This is a genomic window from Metabacillus dongyingensis, assembly GCF_019933155.2.
Classification (GTDB): Bacteria; Bacillota; Bacilli; order Bacillales; family Bacillaceae; genus Bacillus_P; species Bacillus_P dongyingensis.
This window is the reverse complement of the sequence record NZ_CP082944.1, coordinates 1,104,869-1,124,726: the sequence shown is the minus strand read 5'-3', so window position 1 is coordinate 1,124,726 and position 19,858 is coordinate 1,104,869. Positions and strand designations below refer to the sequence as shown.

The 19,858-nt window shown below is 38.3% G+C and carries 16 protein-coding genes, 1 pseudogene and 1 riboswitch; of the genes and pseudogenes, 4 read left to right on the top strand and 13 right to left on the bottom strand.

The annotated features are described in order from the left end of the window. Positions 1-70: 70 nt before the first annotated feature. A complete protein-coding gene (locus K8L98_RS05575) occupies positions 71-889 on the bottom strand; it encodes a MetQ/NlpA family ABC transporter substrate-binding protein (protein ID WP_223440301.1) in 819 nt (272 codons plus the stop codon). A 67-nt stretch (positions 890-956) separates the two neighbouring features. Continuing rightward, positions 957-1,064: riboswitch (SAM riboswitch) on the bottom strand. 1,637 nt (positions 1,065-2,701) lie between these two features. After that, positions 2,702-4,552: an asparagine synthase (glutamine-hydrolyzing) gene (gene asnB / locus K8L98_RS05570; RefSeq protein ID WP_223440300.1), complete on the bottom strand. Its 1,851-nt coding sequence runs from the start codon at positions 4,550-4,552 to the stop codon at positions 2,702-2,704. A 263-nt stretch (positions 4,553-4,815) separates the two neighbouring features. On the opposite strand from asnB, the gene K8L98_RS05565 reads away from it, so the two are divergent. Continuing rightward, entirely contained in the window at positions 4,816-5,382 is a 567-nt protein-coding gene (locus K8L98_RS05565) for a DUF2777 family protein (protein WP_223440299.1), read from the top strand. Between the two features lie 94 nt (positions 5,383-5,476). On the opposite strand, the gene K8L98_RS05560 is transcribed toward K8L98_RS05565, so the two are convergent. Next, positions 5,477-5,836, bottom strand: coding sequence for a YisL family protein (locus K8L98_RS05560; protein WP_223440297.1), 360 nt, complete (start codon positions 5,834-5,836; stop codon positions 5,477-5,479). Positions 5,837-6,017: 181 nt separating this feature from the next. Here K8L98_RS05560 and K8L98_RS05555 point away from each other — a divergent pair, with 181 nt between their 5' ends. Beyond that, a complete protein-coding gene (locus K8L98_RS05555; protein ID WP_223440296.1) occupies positions 6,018-7,208 on the top strand; it encodes an ornithine--oxo-acid transaminase in 1,191 nt (396 codons plus the stop codon). A gap of 305 nt (positions 7,209-7,513) precedes the next feature. On the opposite strand, the gene K8L98_RS05550 is transcribed toward K8L98_RS05555, so the two are convergent. Further along, positions 7,514-8,419: a fumarylacetoacetate hydrolase family protein gene (locus K8L98_RS05550; protein ID WP_223440295.1), complete on the bottom strand. Its 906-nt coding sequence runs from the start codon at positions 8,417-8,419 to the stop codon at positions 7,514-7,516. Between the two features lie 399 nt (positions 8,420-8,818). Here K8L98_RS05550 and K8L98_RS05545 point away from each other — a divergent pair, with 399 nt between their 5' ends. Continuing rightward, on the top strand, positions 8,819-8,992 hold the full coding sequence (locus tag K8L98_RS05545) for an aspartyl-phosphate phosphatase Spo0E family protein (RefSeq protein ID WP_223440294.1): 174 nt from the start codon (positions 8,819-8,821) through the stop codon (positions 8,990-8,992). On the opposite strand, the gene K8L98_RS05540 is transcribed toward K8L98_RS05545, so the two are convergent. Continuing rightward, complete coding sequence (locus K8L98_RS05540) at positions 8,989-10,152, bottom strand: DUF418 domain-containing protein (protein WP_223440293.1); 1,164 nt, start codon at positions 10,150-10,152, stop codon at positions 8,989-8,991. The genes K8L98_RS05545 and K8L98_RS05540 overlap by 4 nt on opposite strands. Before the next feature lie 353 nt (positions 10,153-10,505). On the opposite strand from K8L98_RS05540, the gene K8L98_RS05535 reads away from it, so the two are divergent. After that, a complete protein-coding gene (locus K8L98_RS05535; protein ID WP_223440292.1) occupies positions 10,506-11,570 on the top strand; it encodes a M14 family zinc carboxypeptidase in 1,065 nt (354 codons plus the stop codon). Positions 11,571-11,685: 115 nt separating this feature from the next. Here K8L98_RS05535 and K8L98_RS05530 read toward each other — a convergent pair whose 3' ends face one another. From K8L98_RS05530 to K8L98_RS05495, 8 genes and pseudogenes are all read right to left on the bottom strand, one after another. Further along, positions 11,686-13,812, bottom strand: a complete 2,127-nt coding sequence (locus K8L98_RS05530) for a type IA DNA topoisomerase (protein WP_223440291.1) — start codon at positions 13,810-13,812, stop codon at positions 11,686-11,688. Between the two features lie 159 nt (positions 13,813-13,971). Further along, a complete protein-coding gene (locus K8L98_RS05525) occupies positions 13,972-14,232 on the bottom strand; it encodes a hypothetical protein (protein ID WP_223440290.1) in 261 nt (86 codons plus the stop codon). Then, entirely contained in the window at positions 14,225-15,295 is a 1,071-nt protein-coding gene (locus K8L98_RS05520; RefSeq protein WP_223440289.1) for a caspase family protein, read from the bottom strand. The genes K8L98_RS05525 and K8L98_RS05520 overlap by 8 nt, the downstream gene beginning before the upstream one ends. A 16-nt stretch (positions 15,296-15,311) precedes the next feature. Further along, positions 15,312-15,704: an RNA polymerase sigma factor gene (locus tag K8L98_RS05515; protein ID WP_223440287.1), complete on the bottom strand. Its 393-nt coding sequence runs from the start codon at positions 15,702-15,704 to the stop codon at positions 15,312-15,314. A 367-nt stretch (positions 15,705-16,071) separates the two neighbouring features. After that, positions 16,072-17,028: an NAD-dependent epimerase/dehydratase family protein gene (locus tag K8L98_RS05510; RefSeq protein ID WP_223440285.1), complete on the bottom strand. Its 957-nt coding sequence runs from the start codon at positions 17,026-17,028 to the stop codon at positions 16,072-16,074. 348 nt (positions 17,029-17,376) lie between these two features. Next, positions 17,377-17,895 (bottom strand): TetR/AcrR family transcriptional regulator, encoded by a 519-nt coding sequence (locus K8L98_RS05505; protein WP_243550998.1) that lies wholly within the window; start codon positions 17,893-17,895, stop codon positions 17,377-17,379. A 107-nt stretch (positions 17,896-18,002) separates the two neighbouring features. Then, positions 18,003-18,293, bottom strand: a pseudogene (locus tag K8L98_RS05500) (class I SAM-dependent methyltransferase); the annotation flags it as partial. A gap of 296 nt (positions 18,294-18,589) precedes the next feature. Beyond that, on the bottom strand, positions 18,590-19,693 hold the full coding sequence (locus K8L98_RS05495; protein ID WP_223440281.1) for a spore germination protein: 1,104 nt from the start codon (positions 19,691-19,693) through the stop codon (positions 18,590-18,592). Between the last annotated feature and the right edge of the window lie 165 nt (positions 19,694-19,858).

The window sequence follows — 19,858 nt, the reverse complement described above, 5'->3', positions numbered from 1 at the left end:
GAGGCTTTAGCAAAAAGATCTTGAACAGCTCTTATAAAGAAAACCACTTCCCATGAAGTGGTTTTTCTCTTTATTTCTTCTGTTCCATCCAATCGGGTTTTCCGAATCCCTGAAAGTTTTTATCAATTTCTTCTTCAAATCCTTCAGATTCAACAACTTCTTTAATATCCTTAGCAAGCTCTGAATCTGCATCTTTCGTATTCATCACTACACGATTGCGATGCACATCATTCATATCCTCAAGCTGGACGGCATCTGCAAGATTCATTTTCGCGGCTAAAGCGAAATTTCCCGGTACTGCTGACAAGTCCGTATCTTCCACCGCTCTTGGCAATTGGGCCGCTTCTACTGGAACGAAGGTTAATTTTTTGGGATTTTCAGTCACATCTTTTTCAGATACTTGGATAGGACTCACATCTTCATTCAGCTCAACTAACCCTCCATCTTTCAAAATCTGAAGCGCACGCGCTGCGTTCGTTGGATCATTCGGTATGGCGACAGTCGCGCCCACTTTCACTTCACTGAGTGATTTGACTTTGTCAGAATAGATCCCCATCGGAGCAGTAGGGACCGTAATCACTTCAGATAAATCCATTTTGCTTTGTTTTGCGAAGGTTTCCATATAGATTTTATGCTGAAACAGATTGGCATCAAGCTCATCATTGCCGAGCGCCTGATTTGGCTGAATGTAATCATTAAACTGAACAACTTCAACCTCGTATCCTTTTTCCTCAAGTCCCGGTTTGATCGCCAGTTCAACCATATCCGTGTACGGACCTGCCGATGCTCCAATTTTGATGCTTTTCTTTTCTCCATTTGAGCCTTCTGCTCCGCATGCAGATAATACTCCCATTACAAGTACAATAAGTGCTAAAACTGTTTTTTTCATTTGTTCTCCTCCTTTTTTTACACAAAAAATTCCCCTTTCATTCAGAAAGAGGAATCGTATGTATGACGACTTATCTTCCAGAATGAATAATCATTCTGCAGGATTTAGCACCGTTCCATTTAAGGAGGTTGCCGGACTTCGCAGGGCCTGTTCCCTCAGTCTCTCTTGATAAGCAAGCTATTAAATTCGAATATCTGTATAATATACTCACAGCTTCATTCTGTCAATCATTATTTTAGAATAATCAAAAAAGTGTGATGCAGACAAATAAGAATCTATTAATAAATACTTGATTTTGCCATGCCCTTATTTGATTAAGCTGAAAAACGCAGTATTTTGTGATTTCTCATTTTATTAAGTTAACATGCCCTCTTATTAGCCTAGCCGAAAATCTTGGATACTCATTGAGAGCGTATGATTCCTCTTTACAGTCTCAATCCTGGTTTTGGATACTCATAGAGTGCGTATGATTCCTCTTTACAGGCTCAATCCTGGTTTTGGATACTCATAGAGTGCGTATGTTTCCGCTAAACAGTCTCAAACTTGGTTTTGGATACTCATAGAGTGCGTATGATTCCGCTAAACAGTCTCAATCCTGGTTTTGGATACTCAATGAGTGCGTATGATTCCTCTTTACAGGCTTAATCCTGGTTTTGGATACTCATTGAGTGCGTATGATTCCCCTAAACAGTCTCAAACTTGGTTTTGGATACTCATTGAGTGCGTGTGATTCCTCTTTACAGTCTCAATCCTGGATTTGGATACTCTCAGAGTGCGTATGATTCCTCTTTACAGTCTCAATCCTGGTTTTGGATACTCATAGAGTGCGTATGATTCCCCTAAACAGTCTCAAACTTGGTTTTGGATACTCATAGAGTGCGTATGTTTCCTCTTTACAGGCTTAATCCTGGTTTTGGATACTCATAGAGTGCGTATGATTCCTCTTTACAGTCTCAATCCTGGTTTTGGATACTCATAGAGTGCGTATGATTCCCCTAAACAGGCACAATCCTGGATTTGGATACTCATAGAGTGCGTATGTTTCCCCTAAACAGGCACAATCCTGGTTTTGGATACTCATAAAGAGCGTATGTTTCCTCTTTACAGGCTTAATCCTGATTTTGGATACTCATAGAGTGCGTGTGATTCCTCTTTACAGTCATAATCCTGGTTTTGGATACTCATAGAGTGCGTATGATTCCTCTTTACAGTCTCAATCCTGGTTTTGGATACTCATAAAGAGCGTATGTTTCATCTTTACAGGCTTAATCCTGGATTTGGATACTCATAGAAAGCGTATGATTCCTCTTTACAGGCTTAATCCTGGTTTTGGATACTCATAGAGTGCGGATGATTCCCCTAAACAGTCTCAATCCTGGTTTTGGATACTCATAGAGTGCGCATGATTCCTCTTTACAGTCTCAATCCTGATTTTGGATACTCATAGAGTGCGTATGATTCCCCTAAACAGTCTCAAACTTGGTTTTGGATACTCATAGAGTGCGCATGATTCCCCTAAACAGTCTCAATCCTGGTTTTGGATACTCATTGAGTGCGTATGTTTCCCCTAAACAGGCACAATCCTGGTTTTGGATACTCATAGAGTGCTTGTGATTCCTCTTTACAGTCTCAATCCTGGATCTGGATACTCAATGAGAGCGTATGATTTCCCTATATTGGCTCACTCCTTGGATCTGCGGACAACCTTCAAACTTAATCCATTTTATAAAGATCTTCTTACTGTTTAATAGGTTACAGCTATATTTCTGCGCGCTCACAAAAACAAAAAGCCAGCTTACTTCAGCTGACTCTTTAAGATTCCTCGATATTGATTCTGTACTTTTCAAACCAGACATGGATCTGTGCAAGGTGTGCCAGCAGCTGTGGACCTGTCATAAGCTGTCCGTACCAAGGCGCCTGAAACGCATTGCCTTCTGATTCTATAATATCGTTCAGCGCTTTTTTATCAAAAAAGACGTGAAGGGCAGAATCCTGGTTTTTCGTCAATGACTGAAGCCAAGTTTTTACGGCTTTTGTATAGTGAGGATTATGTGTTTTTGGATACGGGCTTTTTTTACGGTAAAGGACTTCTTCCGGAAGCACGCCTTCTAATGCTTTGCGGAGAATGCCTTTTTCCCGGTTTCCATGCATTTTCATATCCCATGGAATGTTCCAAACATACTCTACGAGGCGATGGTCCGCAAACGGAACACGGACTTCGAGACTCGCTCCCATGCTCATGCGGTCTTTCCGGTCCAGCAAGGTCGTCATGAACCAAAGAATATTGAGATAAAACAGCTGCCTGCGTTTAGATTCCGTTTCAGACTCACCATCAAGAAGAGGTGTCTCTTTCAATGTTTCCTGGTATCTTGTTTTCACGTACTCTTTTAAATTCAGCTTGCTTTGCCAATCTGTACGAAGCAGATTCATCCTCGCATCCGTTGATCTCATCCACGGAAATGCATCTTCGGATAAATCCTGCGGCCTGTGAAACCACGGATATCCGCCGAATATTTCATCTGCACATTCCCCTGACAGTCCTACGACAAAATCTTTTTTAATTTCTTTGCAGAACCATAGAAGAGAAGAATCAATATCCGCCATACCAGGCAGATCTCTGACTTCAACGGCTTCCGTTAAGTAATCAACAAGCTGCTGCTGTGTGATGATTGACCTGTGGTGAACCGTTTGAAAAGCATCCGTCATTTTATCAATCCATGGAGCGTCTGAGTTTGGCTGAAATTCATTCGCTTTAAAAAACTTATCATTATCTTCGTAATCAATGGAAAACGTGTGAAGGGGACCCTTGCCTTCTTTTTCAAACTCTTTTGCAGCAATGGCGGTGATCGCACTTGAATCAAGTCCTCCTGAAAGAAATGTGCACACTGGAACATCCGAAACAAGCTGGCGAGTCACTGCATCATTGACTAAAAATCCAACGCGGCTGACTGTTTCATCAAAAGAATCAAGGTGATTTCTGCTTTGCACGTTCCAATATCTCCAAACCTTCAGCCCTTCTTTTGAAAACGTCATTGCATGAGCAGGACGGAGCTCCTTTACTCCCTTAAAAACGCCTATTCCAGGAGTTCTGGAAGGTCCAAGTCCAAATACCTCACTTAATCCTTCCCGATCAAGAACGGCCTTTTGATCAGGATGTGCAAGGATTGCCTTCAGTTCTGAGCCAAAAATTAGAGATGCCTTCTGCTCTGAATAAAAAAGCGGCTTTACCCCTAATCGATCTCTTGCAATGAAGAGTTTTTCACTACCCGAGTCCCAGACCCCAAAGGCAAAAATACCATTTAAATGATGCACACATTCTTCTTTCCACTCCATGTACGCTGACAGCAGAACTTCTGTGTCAGAATGGCCTGCAAAGGTATACCCCCGCTTTAGTAATTCCAGGCGGATATCTTCTGTATTATATAGCTCGCCATTGTAGCAAATTGTAAATGTATTTTCTCCTTTTTTGCGGGTCATCGGCTGTCTTCCTCCTGCAGGATCGACAACTACAAGACGTTTATGGCCAAAAAGAATGTGCTGCTCTCCCCACACATTCGCATCATCCGGTCCCCTCTTTGATAAGCATTCCGCCATATTTGTTATGACATTTTTATGCTGCTGCAGATCTTTCTGGTAATGAACCCAGCCTGTTATTCCACACATCCGCCTATCATCTCCCCCATTTGAACAGCCTGAGTTTTACTCAGACAGTAAAAGATGTACCTATCCTATGCTTAACTTATGAAGAGTTGATTTGTCCGTATCACGTTTTTATTTGTAAAGGGGTGCTTTTGGCAAGTTTAGCCCGAATGTCTGTGAATAATCGATCACAAATTCCCTTTCCATAAAAAGGTGTATTGAATAAACTTCCCTCTTAATGGAAAAAACGAACGATAAAGAATCTATTTTAAGGGAGGTTCATTCAGGTGCTTTCAAAACAAAAACACCGCCTGCTCGAGCGGCAGGAACGGGCTCACGTCACAGGTTCAATTGAAATTGGCGAAGATCAGGAATTATTATTTTATGATGATGTGCATGAAGAGGTTTCCATTCTGCAATTTAAACAGGATGAATCATTGGAGATATTGCTGAATGACAGCTGGTATACGGGCAACTATTTAAAAGATGGACAGCTTTCTATTCCGATGGGCATCCATCAATTGAAAACAAATGATACGCTGCGCATTCAAAAAAAGGTGCCTTTCGCATTAGAATATATGCTGAAGGAATCCAGTGATGATTCTTTTCTTGCTTTTACAGCTAAGCTGAATGCTTTGTCATTCTCTATCCATGATTGTATATACAGCTATAATCATATGGTTTTTCAGGACGGAAAAACGGATAAAAAAGGGGTTTCTTTCTTTCAATTTGACAACGAAGAGGCCATTTGCGGAGTACAGCATCACTTTTCTAGGGGCAGCAAGAATGAAGACCGTTTTGAATTTACAACTTGCACGGGAAAAAGGGCGATTTTAACACAGATGCAGCAATAGCTGCAAAATACGGTTTGCTCTATTCATCTCTGCTTATCCGAAAACAAATTCAAGCTATAAAAAGAACCTCTGCACCCGGCAGAGGTTCTTTCCATTAAAATAATCTTAAACCGATTGGCAAACGCAGTCCCAGCAAAATCACGACAATCAGAACGATCACAAACTGAATCCAGAAAACGCGTGTCGGCTTTCTCTTTTTAGCTCGAACAAGGATCATTTCCATCATCGCAATCACGTAGATGCCAAGAATTGCTTTTCCGATATATTCGCCGCTGATAACTGCCAAACTGAGTAATAGCTGCAGGCCTGAAGCGATGATCAATAAATAGAAAAGTCTTAAAGTCATGTGCACAATTTTGAAAGGTTTTTCTTTTCCCGACTTAAAGAGGGAGTTCGCGACAAAAAATAGAATAAGTGCGACAACCCATGTCGTAATATGTAAGTGTGTAGTCATTGGTAAATCCTCCTCTTTTTCATAACTTCCCATCCATATAGTATCATGAATGCCTATAAAAAATGAAATGTAAGCGCATTGACTTGTCTATTGTTTTCTTAAAAAAGGTAGGATATTGTAGTACATGAGGGAATGCTAGATTTATGTATTTCCAGACTTAATCGTATTCGGAGGAGATATTGTGTCAAAATCAGTACAAATCATCGACCTGACTGAAAAATATGGAGCAAACAATTATCATCCGCTGCCAATCGTGATTTCAAAGGCAGAAGGAGTTTGGGTAGAAGATCCTGAAGGCAACAAGTATATGGACATGCTCAGCGCCTATTCTGCTGTAAACCAAGGACACCGTCATCCAAAAATTATTGCTGCTCTAAAGGAGCAGGCAGATAAAATCACTTTAACATCAAGAGCCTTCCACAACGATCAGCTTGGTCCGTGGTATGAAAAGGTTTCTAATCTTACAGGAAAAGAAATGGTTCTTCCAATGAATACAGGCGCAGAGGCAGTCGAAACAGCCGTTAAAACCGTTCGCCGCTGGGCTTACGATGTAAAGGGTGTTCCGTCAGATCAAGCAGAGATTATTGTATGCGAGGAGAATTTCCATGGCCGTACAATGACAGCGGTATCAATGAGCTCAAGCGAAGAATACAAACGCGGCTTCGGCCCTATGCTTCCTGGCATTAAAGTGATTCCATTCGGCAATTTAGAAGCGCTCAAAGAGGCAATTACGCCAAATACAGCCGCTTTCATTTTTGAACCAATTCAGGGAGAAGCAGGCATTCACATTCCTGAAGAAGGCTTCCTGAAGGCTGCATATGACATCTGTAAAGAAAACAGCGTCCTTTATGTGGCAGACGAAATCCAGGCAGGACTTGGCCGCTCGGGAAAATTGTTTGCCTGTGACTGGGAAGATGTTAAACCGGATATGTATATTCTTGGAAAAGCACTCGGCGGAGGTGTTTTCCCGATCTCATGTGTAGCCGCTAATAAAGATGTACTTGGCGTTTTTGAGCCAGGATCACACGGTTCAACATTCGGCGGTAATCCGCTGGCATGTGCTGTTTCCATTGCAGCCTTGGATGTGCTTGTTGATGAAAAACTTTCTGAGCGCTCATTGGAACTTGGAAGCTACATGCAGGACCGCCTGCGCGAAATTGAAAATCCGATTATTAAAGAAGTACGGGGCAAAGGCTTATTCATCGGCTTGGAACTGACTGAATCAGCACGCCCGTACTGCGAAAAGCTTAAAGAAGAAGGACTTCTCTGCAAAGAAACGCACGAAACAGTGATCCGCTTTGCACCGCCGCTTGTCATCTCAAAAGAAGATCTTGACTGGGCGATTGAAAAAGTGAAAAAGGTTCTCGCCTAATAGTTCTTTAAACAGTGTTAATCGTCCTTGGATTAACACTGTTTTTGTTTGAGGAGCAAAGTTTAAATAATTAAATGCATTAAATGCTCTATTAGTCTTTTAAAGTCTTCGTATAACAGAACGTTTCCCTTACCTATTTGGCCTGATTTTCTTATTTTGGATGAAATCTTTCCATTTATATGGATCCACCACAATTCTCAGGGTCTCTATCATATTCCCATTGCCGATCGATCCGCCATAAAAAACAGCTTTTATATGTTTCCTCCTATTAAAAACACACCAGCAGTTCCACTGGCGTGTTTCATTTATTCTCCAATCTTATTCCAGAGTGTACCTATATTGTCGATCGTAATTTCTACAACATCACCCGGCTTTAAATATTTAGCCGGCTTAAACCCTTTGCCGACGCCTGCAGGTGTTCCCGTAGCAATGATATCCCCCGGCTCAAGTGTTGTTCCCTGCGAGATCGTGGAGATCACCTTTTCTATTGGAAAGATCATGTCTTTCGTATGTCCATTCTGCCTTACTTCCCCGTTCACCTTTGTCATCAGATTCAGTGTATATGGATCCGGCACAGCTGATTTATGTACAATGTAAGGACCCATCGGACATGATGTATCGAGGCTTTTACCGAGCAAAAATTGTTTATGCCTTGTTTGCAGGTCTCTCGCCGTTACATCATTAATAATGGTATAGCCATACACATAATCCATGGCTTCCTCTTCAGAAATGAGTTTTCCTTTTTTCCCGATAATAACCGCAAGTTCCCCTTCATAATCAAGTTCTCTTGTAAGATGCAAATGCGGATCAATCGGTTCTTCATGCCCAATCACTGTCGTGGGCGCTTTAGAAAAAAGCATAACATGTTCAGGAATATCCGCTTCGCTTCCAAGCTCAATCGCATGTTCCCGGTAATTCTTTCCGACGCAAAAAATATTCTTGCGGGGATTCGGGATAGGTGCGAGCCATTTGATATCTGAAAATGAATATAAATAAGATTCGGTTTCATTTGATTTTTTCACCCATAGTTCGAGCTGTTTTAAATGATTGATGAATTTTTCTCCCATTTCAATGCATTCAATAACCGTCTGCGGGGCTGAAGTCAAATCAAACAATTTTTTTTCTGCCCTTTGAATATCGAGAATTTTATTTTCTTCCATAATCAGTCCGATGAATGTTCGACCGTGAAGCTGTGCAGTAGCTAGTCTCATAGTTTTCCCCCATTTTGCCTTTGATTGAACATTTGCTTGTACCTTGCCTTCTCTAAAGTAAAATATTCGATAAACAATGACATATTTCCTCTAAAAAAACGGGTGAAGTTTCAAACCCAGTCAACTTTCAACTTGAAAATCTGCAGCTGCAAGAGCGCAAGCTTCCATTCTGAAAATATGAAGCAATCACTCTACCCAATCCGCAAAACAACGGGTTTTTGTAGAAATCTGTAATGTTTTTTGTTATTTTATCGAATGTAAACCATTTTGTACAACCCTGTGTATAATAAGTTTATTACCTATACAGACATGCTTTTTCAGGAATCCATTTCACAATTTCAGGTACATTTCCCGCCTGAAAACAAGACACATTAAACCATGAAAGTTGGAGAAAAGATAATGGCACTGAACGAGATTGAAAACTACAGACAAAAGCTATTCGAAGCTGCAAAAGACTATGGCATGAACTCCTCAGAAACCGTGCGCTGCAGCCAGGAACTTGATTTATTGATTATCGAACAAATTAAACAGCAGCTTAAAAATCATATGCCCCTTCAGTCTGCTGTCAACTAAGCCCTATGTGAAAAGTAAATCCATTTTCGCAGCAGCCATTCAACAGGTCCAAATGCATTGCGCTTAAACCAAAGGTGACTTAAAAACACCTGTATACCGTAAATGAATAGAACAAGGATGAAACCAGTCCATTCAGAAATTTCACCATAGAACCCAAGACCGTAAGAATAAAAGATAAACGTGCATATGATCGATTGCAGCAGATAATTGCTGAGTGATCCTCTGCCTGCAGCTCTTATTGGCTCAAGCCTGAATTTGAATTTATATAAAAACAGCAGGGCAAGCGATACATAACAAAGGGTTAAAGCAGGCCCTCCAAGTGATAATTGCAGATGCTGAGTAAGGATACTTTCATCCCAATAATATGGCATGGCTTTAAAAACGGCAGCTGCAGCACCTGTAATGATCGCCGTCCGTTTCCATTCTTTTATCATGGACTGATGAAACCAGCCCCTCTTATATGCAGCCGCTCCAAGCATAAACAGCGGAAGAATCGATAAGATCAGAAAAATAGCATTCTCAGCATTGTTTACATACGCCCAATCCGTCAGCCGCTGCTGCGTGATTTCAATAAAATTTCCCGTTTGGTAAACCTCCAATGATTGCTGAATCGCTTCCTGTGATCCATATTTTCCTGGGTCAAGACTTCCTGGTTCCCCCATATATGCAATCAACAGAGCAAGCGACATCAGGACATTCGGCAGGATTAGAATCCACAGTGCCCATTTCATAAGACGCTCAGCACTCCATTTAAGAAAAATCATAAAGATAAACCCAATGATTGCATAATTAATCAGGATGTCCCCGTGCCAAATCAAAGTTGCATGAAGTATTCCGATGATGAAAAGTCCGATCAGCCTCTTTGAATAATATCGGCCAAACGAATGTCCTTTTTCTTTTGCCCTCTCATAAAAAATCACACTTCCCGCACCGAAAAGAAACGAGAAAAGCGGATAAAAACTCGCTTGTGCAAATAAATTAATAAATTGTTCTATAAGCCTATCCAGTGAAGTCGTACTGCTTACAAAGCTGCTTTCGTACAAAGCAGGCTCATGGAACGATTTCATATTCACCAATAAAATCCCCAGCAGCGAAAACCCTCTCAAGATGTCAAGTACATGAAGCCGGTCTTTTTTATGTATTGCGTATAATGAATCCATCATATCCTCCAATTTCTTCTAGTTACAAAATATCATATCACATTGCTTTACAAGTCTATAAACGCCCTTTTTCTTATTACATATCCTCATGACTATTTCCTTTCGACATTTTTTTTGCAGAATTGAATGAAAGATTATTTATAGGTATTTCCTCCAGTATAAAAAACGCAATATCAGTTACTATTTTCATATAAAATGCCCATAAATCTGATTTTATCGCCTTAATACCCAGAATAAACTGTCAAAACAACAGGACTAACCTTTTATTAACAAAGAAACCTTTAGAAGATAGCATATAAGTATAAATATTTCGCATAACGAATTATTTATCATCAAACATTTGGAGGATTTCAATGAATCTTAAAAAGAAAGTATTGTCTGTTTCTCTATCCGGTCTTATGGCAATTAGCGCTATTTCCGTTGTTTCTTCACCAGTAAGTGCAGTCGGCAATGGACCTGGCGCAGGGAATGGATCAATCCAAACATCCATTCTTCATACTTATGACAGCATGGTAGACTATTTAAAAACACAAGATGCCAAGCAGGAGGCCATGCAGCTTGAAATCATCGGCCAAACAGTAAAAGGCCGGGATATTTACTTAGCAAAATACATATCAAACCCGGACAACCCTACTATTCTCTTTTTAACACAGCAGCACGGCAACGAGCAGCTGACAACAGAGGGAGCCCTTGAATTCATCAAACACTTAGGCACCAATAAAACAAAAGGTATTCTAGAGAATGTGAATATCCTGGTCATTCCAATGCTAAATGCTGACGGTGCCATGGGTGATGTGAATTTTTCACTGGATAACTATTTAGCTGATGGCGGCCGCCATTTAACCCGGTATAATGCAAATGAGATTGATTTAAACCGGGAGCATGATAAACCGATTGGCAGCATGCAGGCAGAAGTTAAAGCTTTATATGAAAATGTGTTTGAAAAGTACAAGATTGATTACATGATAGACCTTCATCATCAAGGAACACTAAGTGAAACAGAGGGGGAGCTTGTATCAGGATCAATTCTGCATCCTACTAATTCTAATGTCGATGCTGATGTTCTTGAGCGTTCCAAAAAGCTGGGATCGGTTGTCTATCATTCTATTGAAAACACTGGCTGGGGCCATATTGGCAAATACGATGGAGGCAGCGGTCAAAATATCGGACGCAACGGAGCAGCTGTCCGTTATGGCATTTCTACTCTTCTGTTTGAAATGCGCGGAATGTCCGATCACTATATTGAATCCTATGCGCTTGGACAAAAAAGCAATGGCTACCTGATTAAACAAACGATCACAACGCTTGACTCTACAGTCAGAGCCATCGCAGACGGATCAATCGAGAATGCGGATGTAAGCTTTTGGGATACACTTCCGACTCAAAAAAGCCGTTCTGGTGAAAAATCAGACGAATAAGGATTTGAATTGATTGAAAAAACGCTTAGGAACGATTCCCTAAGCGTTTTTCTTTTGTGCAAAACTCATCTATCTTTTCCTGATTAATGAAAGACCAGGGATTTTAATGAGTGATTTATGAGAATGAAAATTCGATCTTCCCTTCTTTAAGGACAAGGCTTGCATCAAATGGTTTCTTCCCTTTAAAGCCTTTCAGCTTGTTCGTTTTTCCTTTAAGACAAAGCTGTTTAATTTGCGCCGCCGAAATAGATTTTCCCAAAAGCTTTTTCGGAAACGTCTGTTTGCAGCCAGTTTTGTAATCCGTGCACCCATAAAAAGTTTTGCGGTCCATGATGCTGCCCGTTTTACATGCAGGACAAAGGCAGATGGCTTCTCTTGTGTCTGCAGCAGCCGGCTGTGCAGTCACTTCTAATTTCTCCATACTTACACTTGCCTGATCCAGCAATGTGAAACAGAATTTTTTTGCAGTATCAATGAAGACATCTTTTGACTTTTCACCGCTGCCGATTCCTTTCAGATAAACCTCCCATTTAGCCGTCATTTCTGGTTTGGAAAGCAGTGTACCCTCAACAGCTTCACAGAGAATTTCTCCTTTCCCTGTAACAAAAACCTCGTTCTTTTTGACTTCAATAAATTTTCTCATCAGCAAGGTATCAATAATTCCAGAGCGTGTTGCTTCTGTTCCAAGGCCTTCGGTGCTGTTCAGCGCTTCTCTCATTTCCTTGTCTTCAACATGTTTGCCTGCAGTTTTCATAAGGGTAATCAGCTGGCCCTGAGTGTAAGGTTTAGGCGGCTGTGTCATGCCATCCTTTACTTTTACAGAGGCAACGGCTGCTTCACCGTTGGTTACTTTCGGAAGCATTTGATCTTCTTTTTTTTCATCCGCTTCAACGGGTTCCTTTTGATACAGCGCCTTCCATCCCCGATTTTTCATTGTTTTTCCTTTACTGATGAACTCATTTTTTCCAATAGAAGTGACAATGGTTGTTTCATCAAATACATAGTCATCCATAAACATTCCAAGTGCTGTTTTGATTACCTCTTCGTAGACGGATTTTTGTTCATAGCTAAAAGAGTTAAAAACAGAAGGACTGACTTTTTTTTCAGTCGGCACGATGGCATAGTGATCGCTGACACGCTTAGAATCTACATATCTTTTGGATGGATGAAGGCGCACAGGGTTAAAAGACAGGGAAAGTGCCTGCTGATACTGGCTGATGTTTGCCTTGATGTAACTGAACTCTTCATCTGTAATATATTGCGAATCCGTCCGGGGATAAGAAATATATCCTTTTTCATATAAAGATTGAGCCGTTTTCAACACCTGGCTCGGACTCAACTTCCTTTGTTTATTCAGCTTTGCCTGCAGGGTGGACAAACTGTGAAGCTTAGGCGAAGGCACACGTTTTTCAGCAACTTCTGTGCTTTTAACCCTTGCATCATACGTTTTCTGATTTTCCGTTATATCAGGTGCTGCTGCTGCAAACAGCTCTTCAGATGTTTTAAATCGGCCTTTCAGCTTGCCTGTATACTCCCCGTTCTCGACCTTGAAGGCTGCCTGAAGTTCGAAGAAAGGTTCTGGTTTAAAATTCTCAATTTCTTTTTGCCTGTCATAAATTAATTTTAATACAGGGGTTTGCACACGGCCTACACTGAACACATCGCGGATCCCCTTTTTTTGAAGATGAAGGGTATAGAGCCTGCTTGCATTTAATCCGACAAGCCAGTCCGATATTTGCCGGGCCTGTGCTTCGTGGAACAGATGAATGGTTTTGCTGCCGTCATACAGCTCGTTAAAGCCTTTTATGATCGCATTCTCCGTCAAAGAAGAGGTCCAGAGCCGTTTTATCGGCTTTTGGTTTGCTCCAGCCATCATGATCAGCAGGCGTGCGATGTTTTCGCCTTCCCGTGCCGGATCTGTTCCGATAATAATTTCGTCCGCTTCTTTTAATAGATCTTTAACAATCTTATATTGCTTCGCTTTTCCTTTACTTACTTTATACAAAAACTGGTCTGGAATAATCGGCAGAGTTTCAAGCCTCCACTTTTTCCATTCATCTTTATATTCATCCGGATTTTTAAGCTCAACTAAATGGCCGATTGCCCACGTGACCTTCGCACCATTTGGAAAAGCAGAGCATGACCCAATCTCCAAGTATCCTTCTCTTTTAACAAAAGGAAATGGAGCAGCGAGTTTACGCCCCTGATCAGGTTTTTCTGCCAAGATTAATACGCATCCCATTTATAGGTCAATCTCCTTTATTCTATATATTATAAGGTATAAGTCTTGTTCGACTTTTTTAATAAGTCAAACAAGTAAGCGTCAAATAATATCACGCCCAGAAATGCGAACATTATTTGACGCTTTTTAATTTTACTTCGTTAAAAAGTTATAAATCTTCTAACTTTCTAATTCTACTATTTCTTCTAACTCAGTATAGTAATTTTTAATAGTCATTTCCATACAGGCTTTTCTATTTTCAGGTGTACGTTGTGATATATGTTTTTTGTTATAATAAAATGTAAAGTCATGAATTGTTGCAAAAATATTTGAGTAAGCTTGCATCCAGTCATATAAATCATTAGGCGCGAGTTCTGATTCTGTACTTGCCATGAAAAATTCTTCAATTTTAGAAAGTGCAGGCGCTATTTGCTCAACCAAATTTTGCTTCTGAAATTAATCCGTTCGTATATTCATTATAAAGACTAATTACTTCTTCAGCTGATTTTAACATTGTTCTAGATATTTCTTTTACAGCTAACATTAATTCTTCTTTGTTACCTGTGTTATCCTGATTAAGAGTTTTGAGGCTTTCATAATAAGCATGCACATTAAAATGTGTGTCTTTTATAATAAATTTGTTTGAACCATCTATATTATACCACCAATCTTTGTTCTGATTATCATCACACCAAGTCGTATGCCATATGAAATTACCTCTTTTCATGTCACTTTCATCAAAGCCAAAATATATCCATACTATATTGGCTAATTTACCTTTCCACCTTTCAGAACTTCTTTGATTTTTATATCCTTCAGCCGTTTTAATTTTATCCCTTATTTCAATGGATACTTTAGAGATCTCTTCAAAGGAAAGTGGTTCTTTTAGAATGACCTTTACTCCATATCTTTTACATTTCCCAGTATGCACTGGTTCAACTTCATAAATGATATATTGATTGCTTTCGAAATATATCTTCACTGTATTGAAAGGTTTGTAATCATCAACCTTAAAGAAAATAGTTCCCTCCATATTTCTTTTGAAAATTGGATTTTGTTGCAATGTAGGATTTCTTTTATTCCAAACATCCAAATAAATATTTACCAGTTTATGTATATCTTTTAAAGAAACTCTACCTTTTTTAACAATCAATTTGTTTTCAAATGTTTCACATAAAAAACTTGTAAAGATACTATCCGGATGTCCATATGAGACTTGTTCCGCATTACTTGAGGAGAAAACTGCGTAACCTTTTCCTTGAAAGTCTGCAATCATTTGATTAACTTCTGGATTTACTGGGTCTTCAATTGAATAATTACCAGAATAACAACAATCTAAAAATACTACTTTACTTTTTGCAGGAACTTTTTCTAATTTCTTTATTAACTCGTTTGTGCTTATAAAATCGTCACTTAATATAAGATGATGTTGTTGATCAAAATTTTGACCATTCCCAGAAAAATAAAAAAGCAGAACATCATCTTCATTTATAATTGATGCCATTGTTGATAATGCATTATCAAATTGTTTGATACTTTTCTTTAAGAGAACTTACTGCAGTAAAAATGGAATGTTCTTCTTCTTTAAGAACATAGTCTATCTCTGCGTTTTCATCACTTGGATAAATGTCTTTCAGTTGAATATGAGAACGTTTTTTTCTTTTTTGCTTTAAAGAACAATTTACAACAATTCGATTAAACCACGTTTTAAAAGAAGCTTTATTAGAGTCATACCTTTTTAGTGAAGAATAAGTTTGAATAAGTGCTTCTTGTACGGCATCTTCCGCAAGAGTATATTCATTTAAAAGTAAATAAGCAGTTTGATGAGCTCGCTTTATATATGGCGTTAATAAAGTGTTAAAAGCATCGTCATCTCCTATTAAAGCTCTTTTAATTAATATTGTCTCATCCAAAATAATGCCTCCTTTCACTTACTTATTACCAATAGAGAACCTGGAGGTTCATTTTTTTAATTTTTTTCAAAATAAGGAAATTTTTCCAATTAGATTAAAAGGCAGCATTACTTTAGAAGTAGTGCTGCCTTTAGTGATAAAGAGAGACATTATAAAACTAATATCTATAAATTCCACCTATAATTCAATATTTAATCTTGAGACTAGTATGAACAGGAAGAGTAGATTTTATACGATGGTTATTCAACAATCTAATAGATTTACTTTATTGTAAAAGCTCGAAGTTGTTGGGAAACATGGAAACGGACGCTTTCCTTATTCCAGAAATGCGCCCGATTGCGGAAGAATCATTGTTTAAAATGTCGTTTTAAGATTTTCCTTTTTTCATTAACAGTTTTAACGTTTCCTCTAGTCCTTCTTTATATGGTGTTGCTGCAATTTTCCCTATTCTATTTTCATATTTTTCACCACTTAGAATAAATCCTTCCTCTGTAAGATACATTATTTCTACTGCTTCCCTCATAACTGGATCAAATAAGCCAATGATTCGAATTGCATTTTTGTTTAAAGGAATGACTAATTTTCTATTTCCAGTTATTTCGTGTGCAATTTTTATTATTTCTTTTCCTGTAATCAATCCTCCGCCAGGAATATTCCAATTTTCCCCATAGGAATCATCTTTGATTGCTATTTCCACAATCATCTTAGCTGCATCTGGTAAATAAACATATTCTCTTGGTGTTTTTAAATTGCCTATAAAAACAGATATTTTATCTGCAGCTAGCCCCGTCAATGTAGGTTGTAAATAAGAATTTTGAGAAGTTACACCATAATAATCCGGTAATCTTACAATTAATGCTTTTGCATTCTTCCATTTCTTATCAAATACTAAATTCTCAAATTCTACCCTAATACTCCCTTTTTTTGTATGAGGTTTTTTTAAATGATTTTCATCTCCTTTTGCAATTTGGCGGCCGTAGACATAAATTCCATCAACTATTACAATTTTCTTGCCTAAAATATCTGCTGCTTTCATCACACTTTCTCCAAGTAAATGTAGTTTATCAGCCATTTCATGATATTGAACATTTGCACACTGAAATATTACATCCGCATCAACTGCTGCTTCGACAATGGTTTGATATTCAAAGATATCGCCAAGTTTGTATGTTAACAATGGTGTAGAATGGTGTTGTGTGATTAAATCCTTTAATTTATTTTCAGACCGTCCAAATGCAATCACTTCTATTCCTCTGGATAATAGTTCTGTAACAATTACTTGACCAGTCCCGCCAGTTGCTCCTAATACGATTGCTTTATTCATTTTTTACCTCTCCTTTTATTTAGTGATTAATCAATTAAATTTTATTAAAAAATCCTTAGTTAGTGATTGATCAATTACAATTAATTTTAAAAAAACTTAGTTAGTGATTTATGCCTACCAATTTTCTTTTACTCATTTTAAAATGAAAAATAATAATGTCTCAATGGCTATTATGCCTAATATTATTGAAGTTGTTAAAAGAATAATTTTTTTGTTTCACATTGCTATCATCTCCTTTAAATCAACTAGAACACATCAGAAAAAAGTTAAAGGTATTTCCTATATTTCAAATTTTAGTTAGTGATTGATCACTAACTAAAATTTGAAATGAAAAACCGAGATACTCGGCTATTTACCTTTTCCATCAATAAGTTCCGGAAAGTCGATAAAATAAGAAATATTACAAAGTATTCCTCTTGCTAAGAATGTCGTAACTTCTTTTTCCGAATTGGGAATACCTGCTGAATGAAACCTTTCCAAAATGTAGTTCCTAATACTAGAAAGACCTGATTTTGTAGACTTTTTTATGGTTTCTTCTGTGATTGAAAGTCCAATGACTTGCAGCTCAATTTCATTAGGATGTGACACAGATAACTCTTCATAAGCTTCAATCATTTTGGTGACCAATTGCTCAGGCTCTGCCTCTACATTTTTAAACGTTTGGAGTATCCTTTCATATGCACGATCAAGAGCTGCTATGAATAACTCCTCTTTTGTTTTAAAAAATCTAAAAACATATGGTTGTGATATTCCAGCTTTTTCTGCAATGAGTGCAGTAGTTGTATTATAATAGCCGTTTTCGGAAAATACTTCCAAACTAGCCTCAAGAATATCTTCCCTGCGTTCCTCTTTTTTTGGTCTAGTCAACATAAAACACCTGCTTCAACAATAGTTAGTGATTGATCAATTACATTATAATACATAAAAATCTTTTACGCAAGAAGAACGATCAGTTTTCTAACGTAGGCTTCTTCAAAATAAATAGTTCCATACTCTTCGTCATTTTTTTTCGGAGCATAGGACGCTGATAAATTCCTTCCTAAAAATCCTTCATAATCAAATAGCAAATCATTTTGATACTTTTTAAACTCATACTTTCCATTCTTAAAAAAGCTGTTAAATACTTCTGAAGTTTCCTCCATTTCACCGCTAAATCCTTTGAAATTCGGACAGGTCTTTTGGCAAATTTCTGCATTTTCTTTAATAATAGGGCTAGTTACATCTCTGCTATTCCAAACAAGAGCGACATTTGCATACGTTTTAATCTAAATTACCTGACTTTCCCTCAAAAACAAGCAATAAATACGTAGGACGATATTATTGTACTTATTAAACTATCCTGCTCCGTTACTTTAAGTACATTTCTTCACAATCTCATACCGACATTTACTTATATATCCATTTTTGAAAATAAGTTACTCAACAATATAGCCCGATTGCGGAATAAACTTGTCTGCCTATTTTACATGAAAATAGTTATCGGAAGTCGCTTTATTAGAAATCTATGGTAAGAGATAGGAGAAAAAGAACCAACAACGAAACCAAAAGAAACCGTAAATTGTTATGACTTTACTTCATGTTTTCTAACCTTCCATCGCGAGACCATTAGAAGCACCAGTGGCAGTAAACCGAATAAATACAACGCGACATTGCCCTGTAAATCCCCTAATTTAAACATATCATTGATATTTTTCGGAATCATGGCAATGATGTAGATAGCCGGAAGCAAGCCATACATAAATGGACGAATGCTTTTTTTGAAGAGTTGAGCCAGTCCTAAAGCAGCACCATAGTAGAAGATCGTAAAGGAAGAAAACATTTGCATAATCCATATCACGAGCAATAAAGACTCAAACCGTTCAAAGATCAAACCGGGAATTTCAAAACTTCGCATGAGATCAAGCGTCGGCCATGTTCTTGTAACTACTCCATCGACGGAAAATGCTCCGATGACCATCACGACTGTCATCAAATAAAAAATCAACGGTAAAGCAATTCCAATTAGAACGGCTTTTACTGCTTTCTTTGGTTCTTTCATAAATGGCAAAAGGAACAAAATGGTTTCAAAACCAGTGTATGATAGACCAGTTGTCTGTACTCCTTTTAGTACCGGTATCACTCCCTGCCCTAGAACCGGGCGTAGATTATCAATTTCAAATATTTTGAAGCTCATAAAGGCAACAATTATAAAAAAGATGACGGTAATAGGCAAGATAATTTCAAATATTCGGGCGATTGGATTTATTCCGCTAATGATCAGATACAGACCTACCCACATAAATGGCATTATGATTGCCCAGGTAGGGGTGCCTTCCAACAAAAAAAAATTCGATACTTCTGCTAGCGCTCGGACTTGAAACCCACAAGCTGTAAAAAAATAACATACAATAAGCAGACTAAGTAACCCTCCAACCCATTTACCAACAATTTCTTGACTGTATTCATAAAAGGTTTTTCCGGGAAACTGTTGGCTTAATTTAACAATGATCACTCCTGCGATCATCGCGATCAGACCGCCTAAAATAACGCTGATCCATATATCTGGGGTTTTCACCTTCTCTACTGCAGTTCTGGGCAAGGTGAGGATTCCTACCCCGAATATAGCATTGATTACAATAACAGTTACTTGCTCAGTCGTGATTCGGTCTTTAAAACTGGTAATCATTGCTGGTCACTTCCTTATTCACAATTCAGGGTTACTACTTTCAGAAAGTTCATTACTTCTCATTTTTCCACGCTATTTCTTATAAACGGTACAATTTTATATTTCCAAAAAAGAACAAAAATTATGTATATATGTTAATATATTAGGTTGACATAATATGTCCTA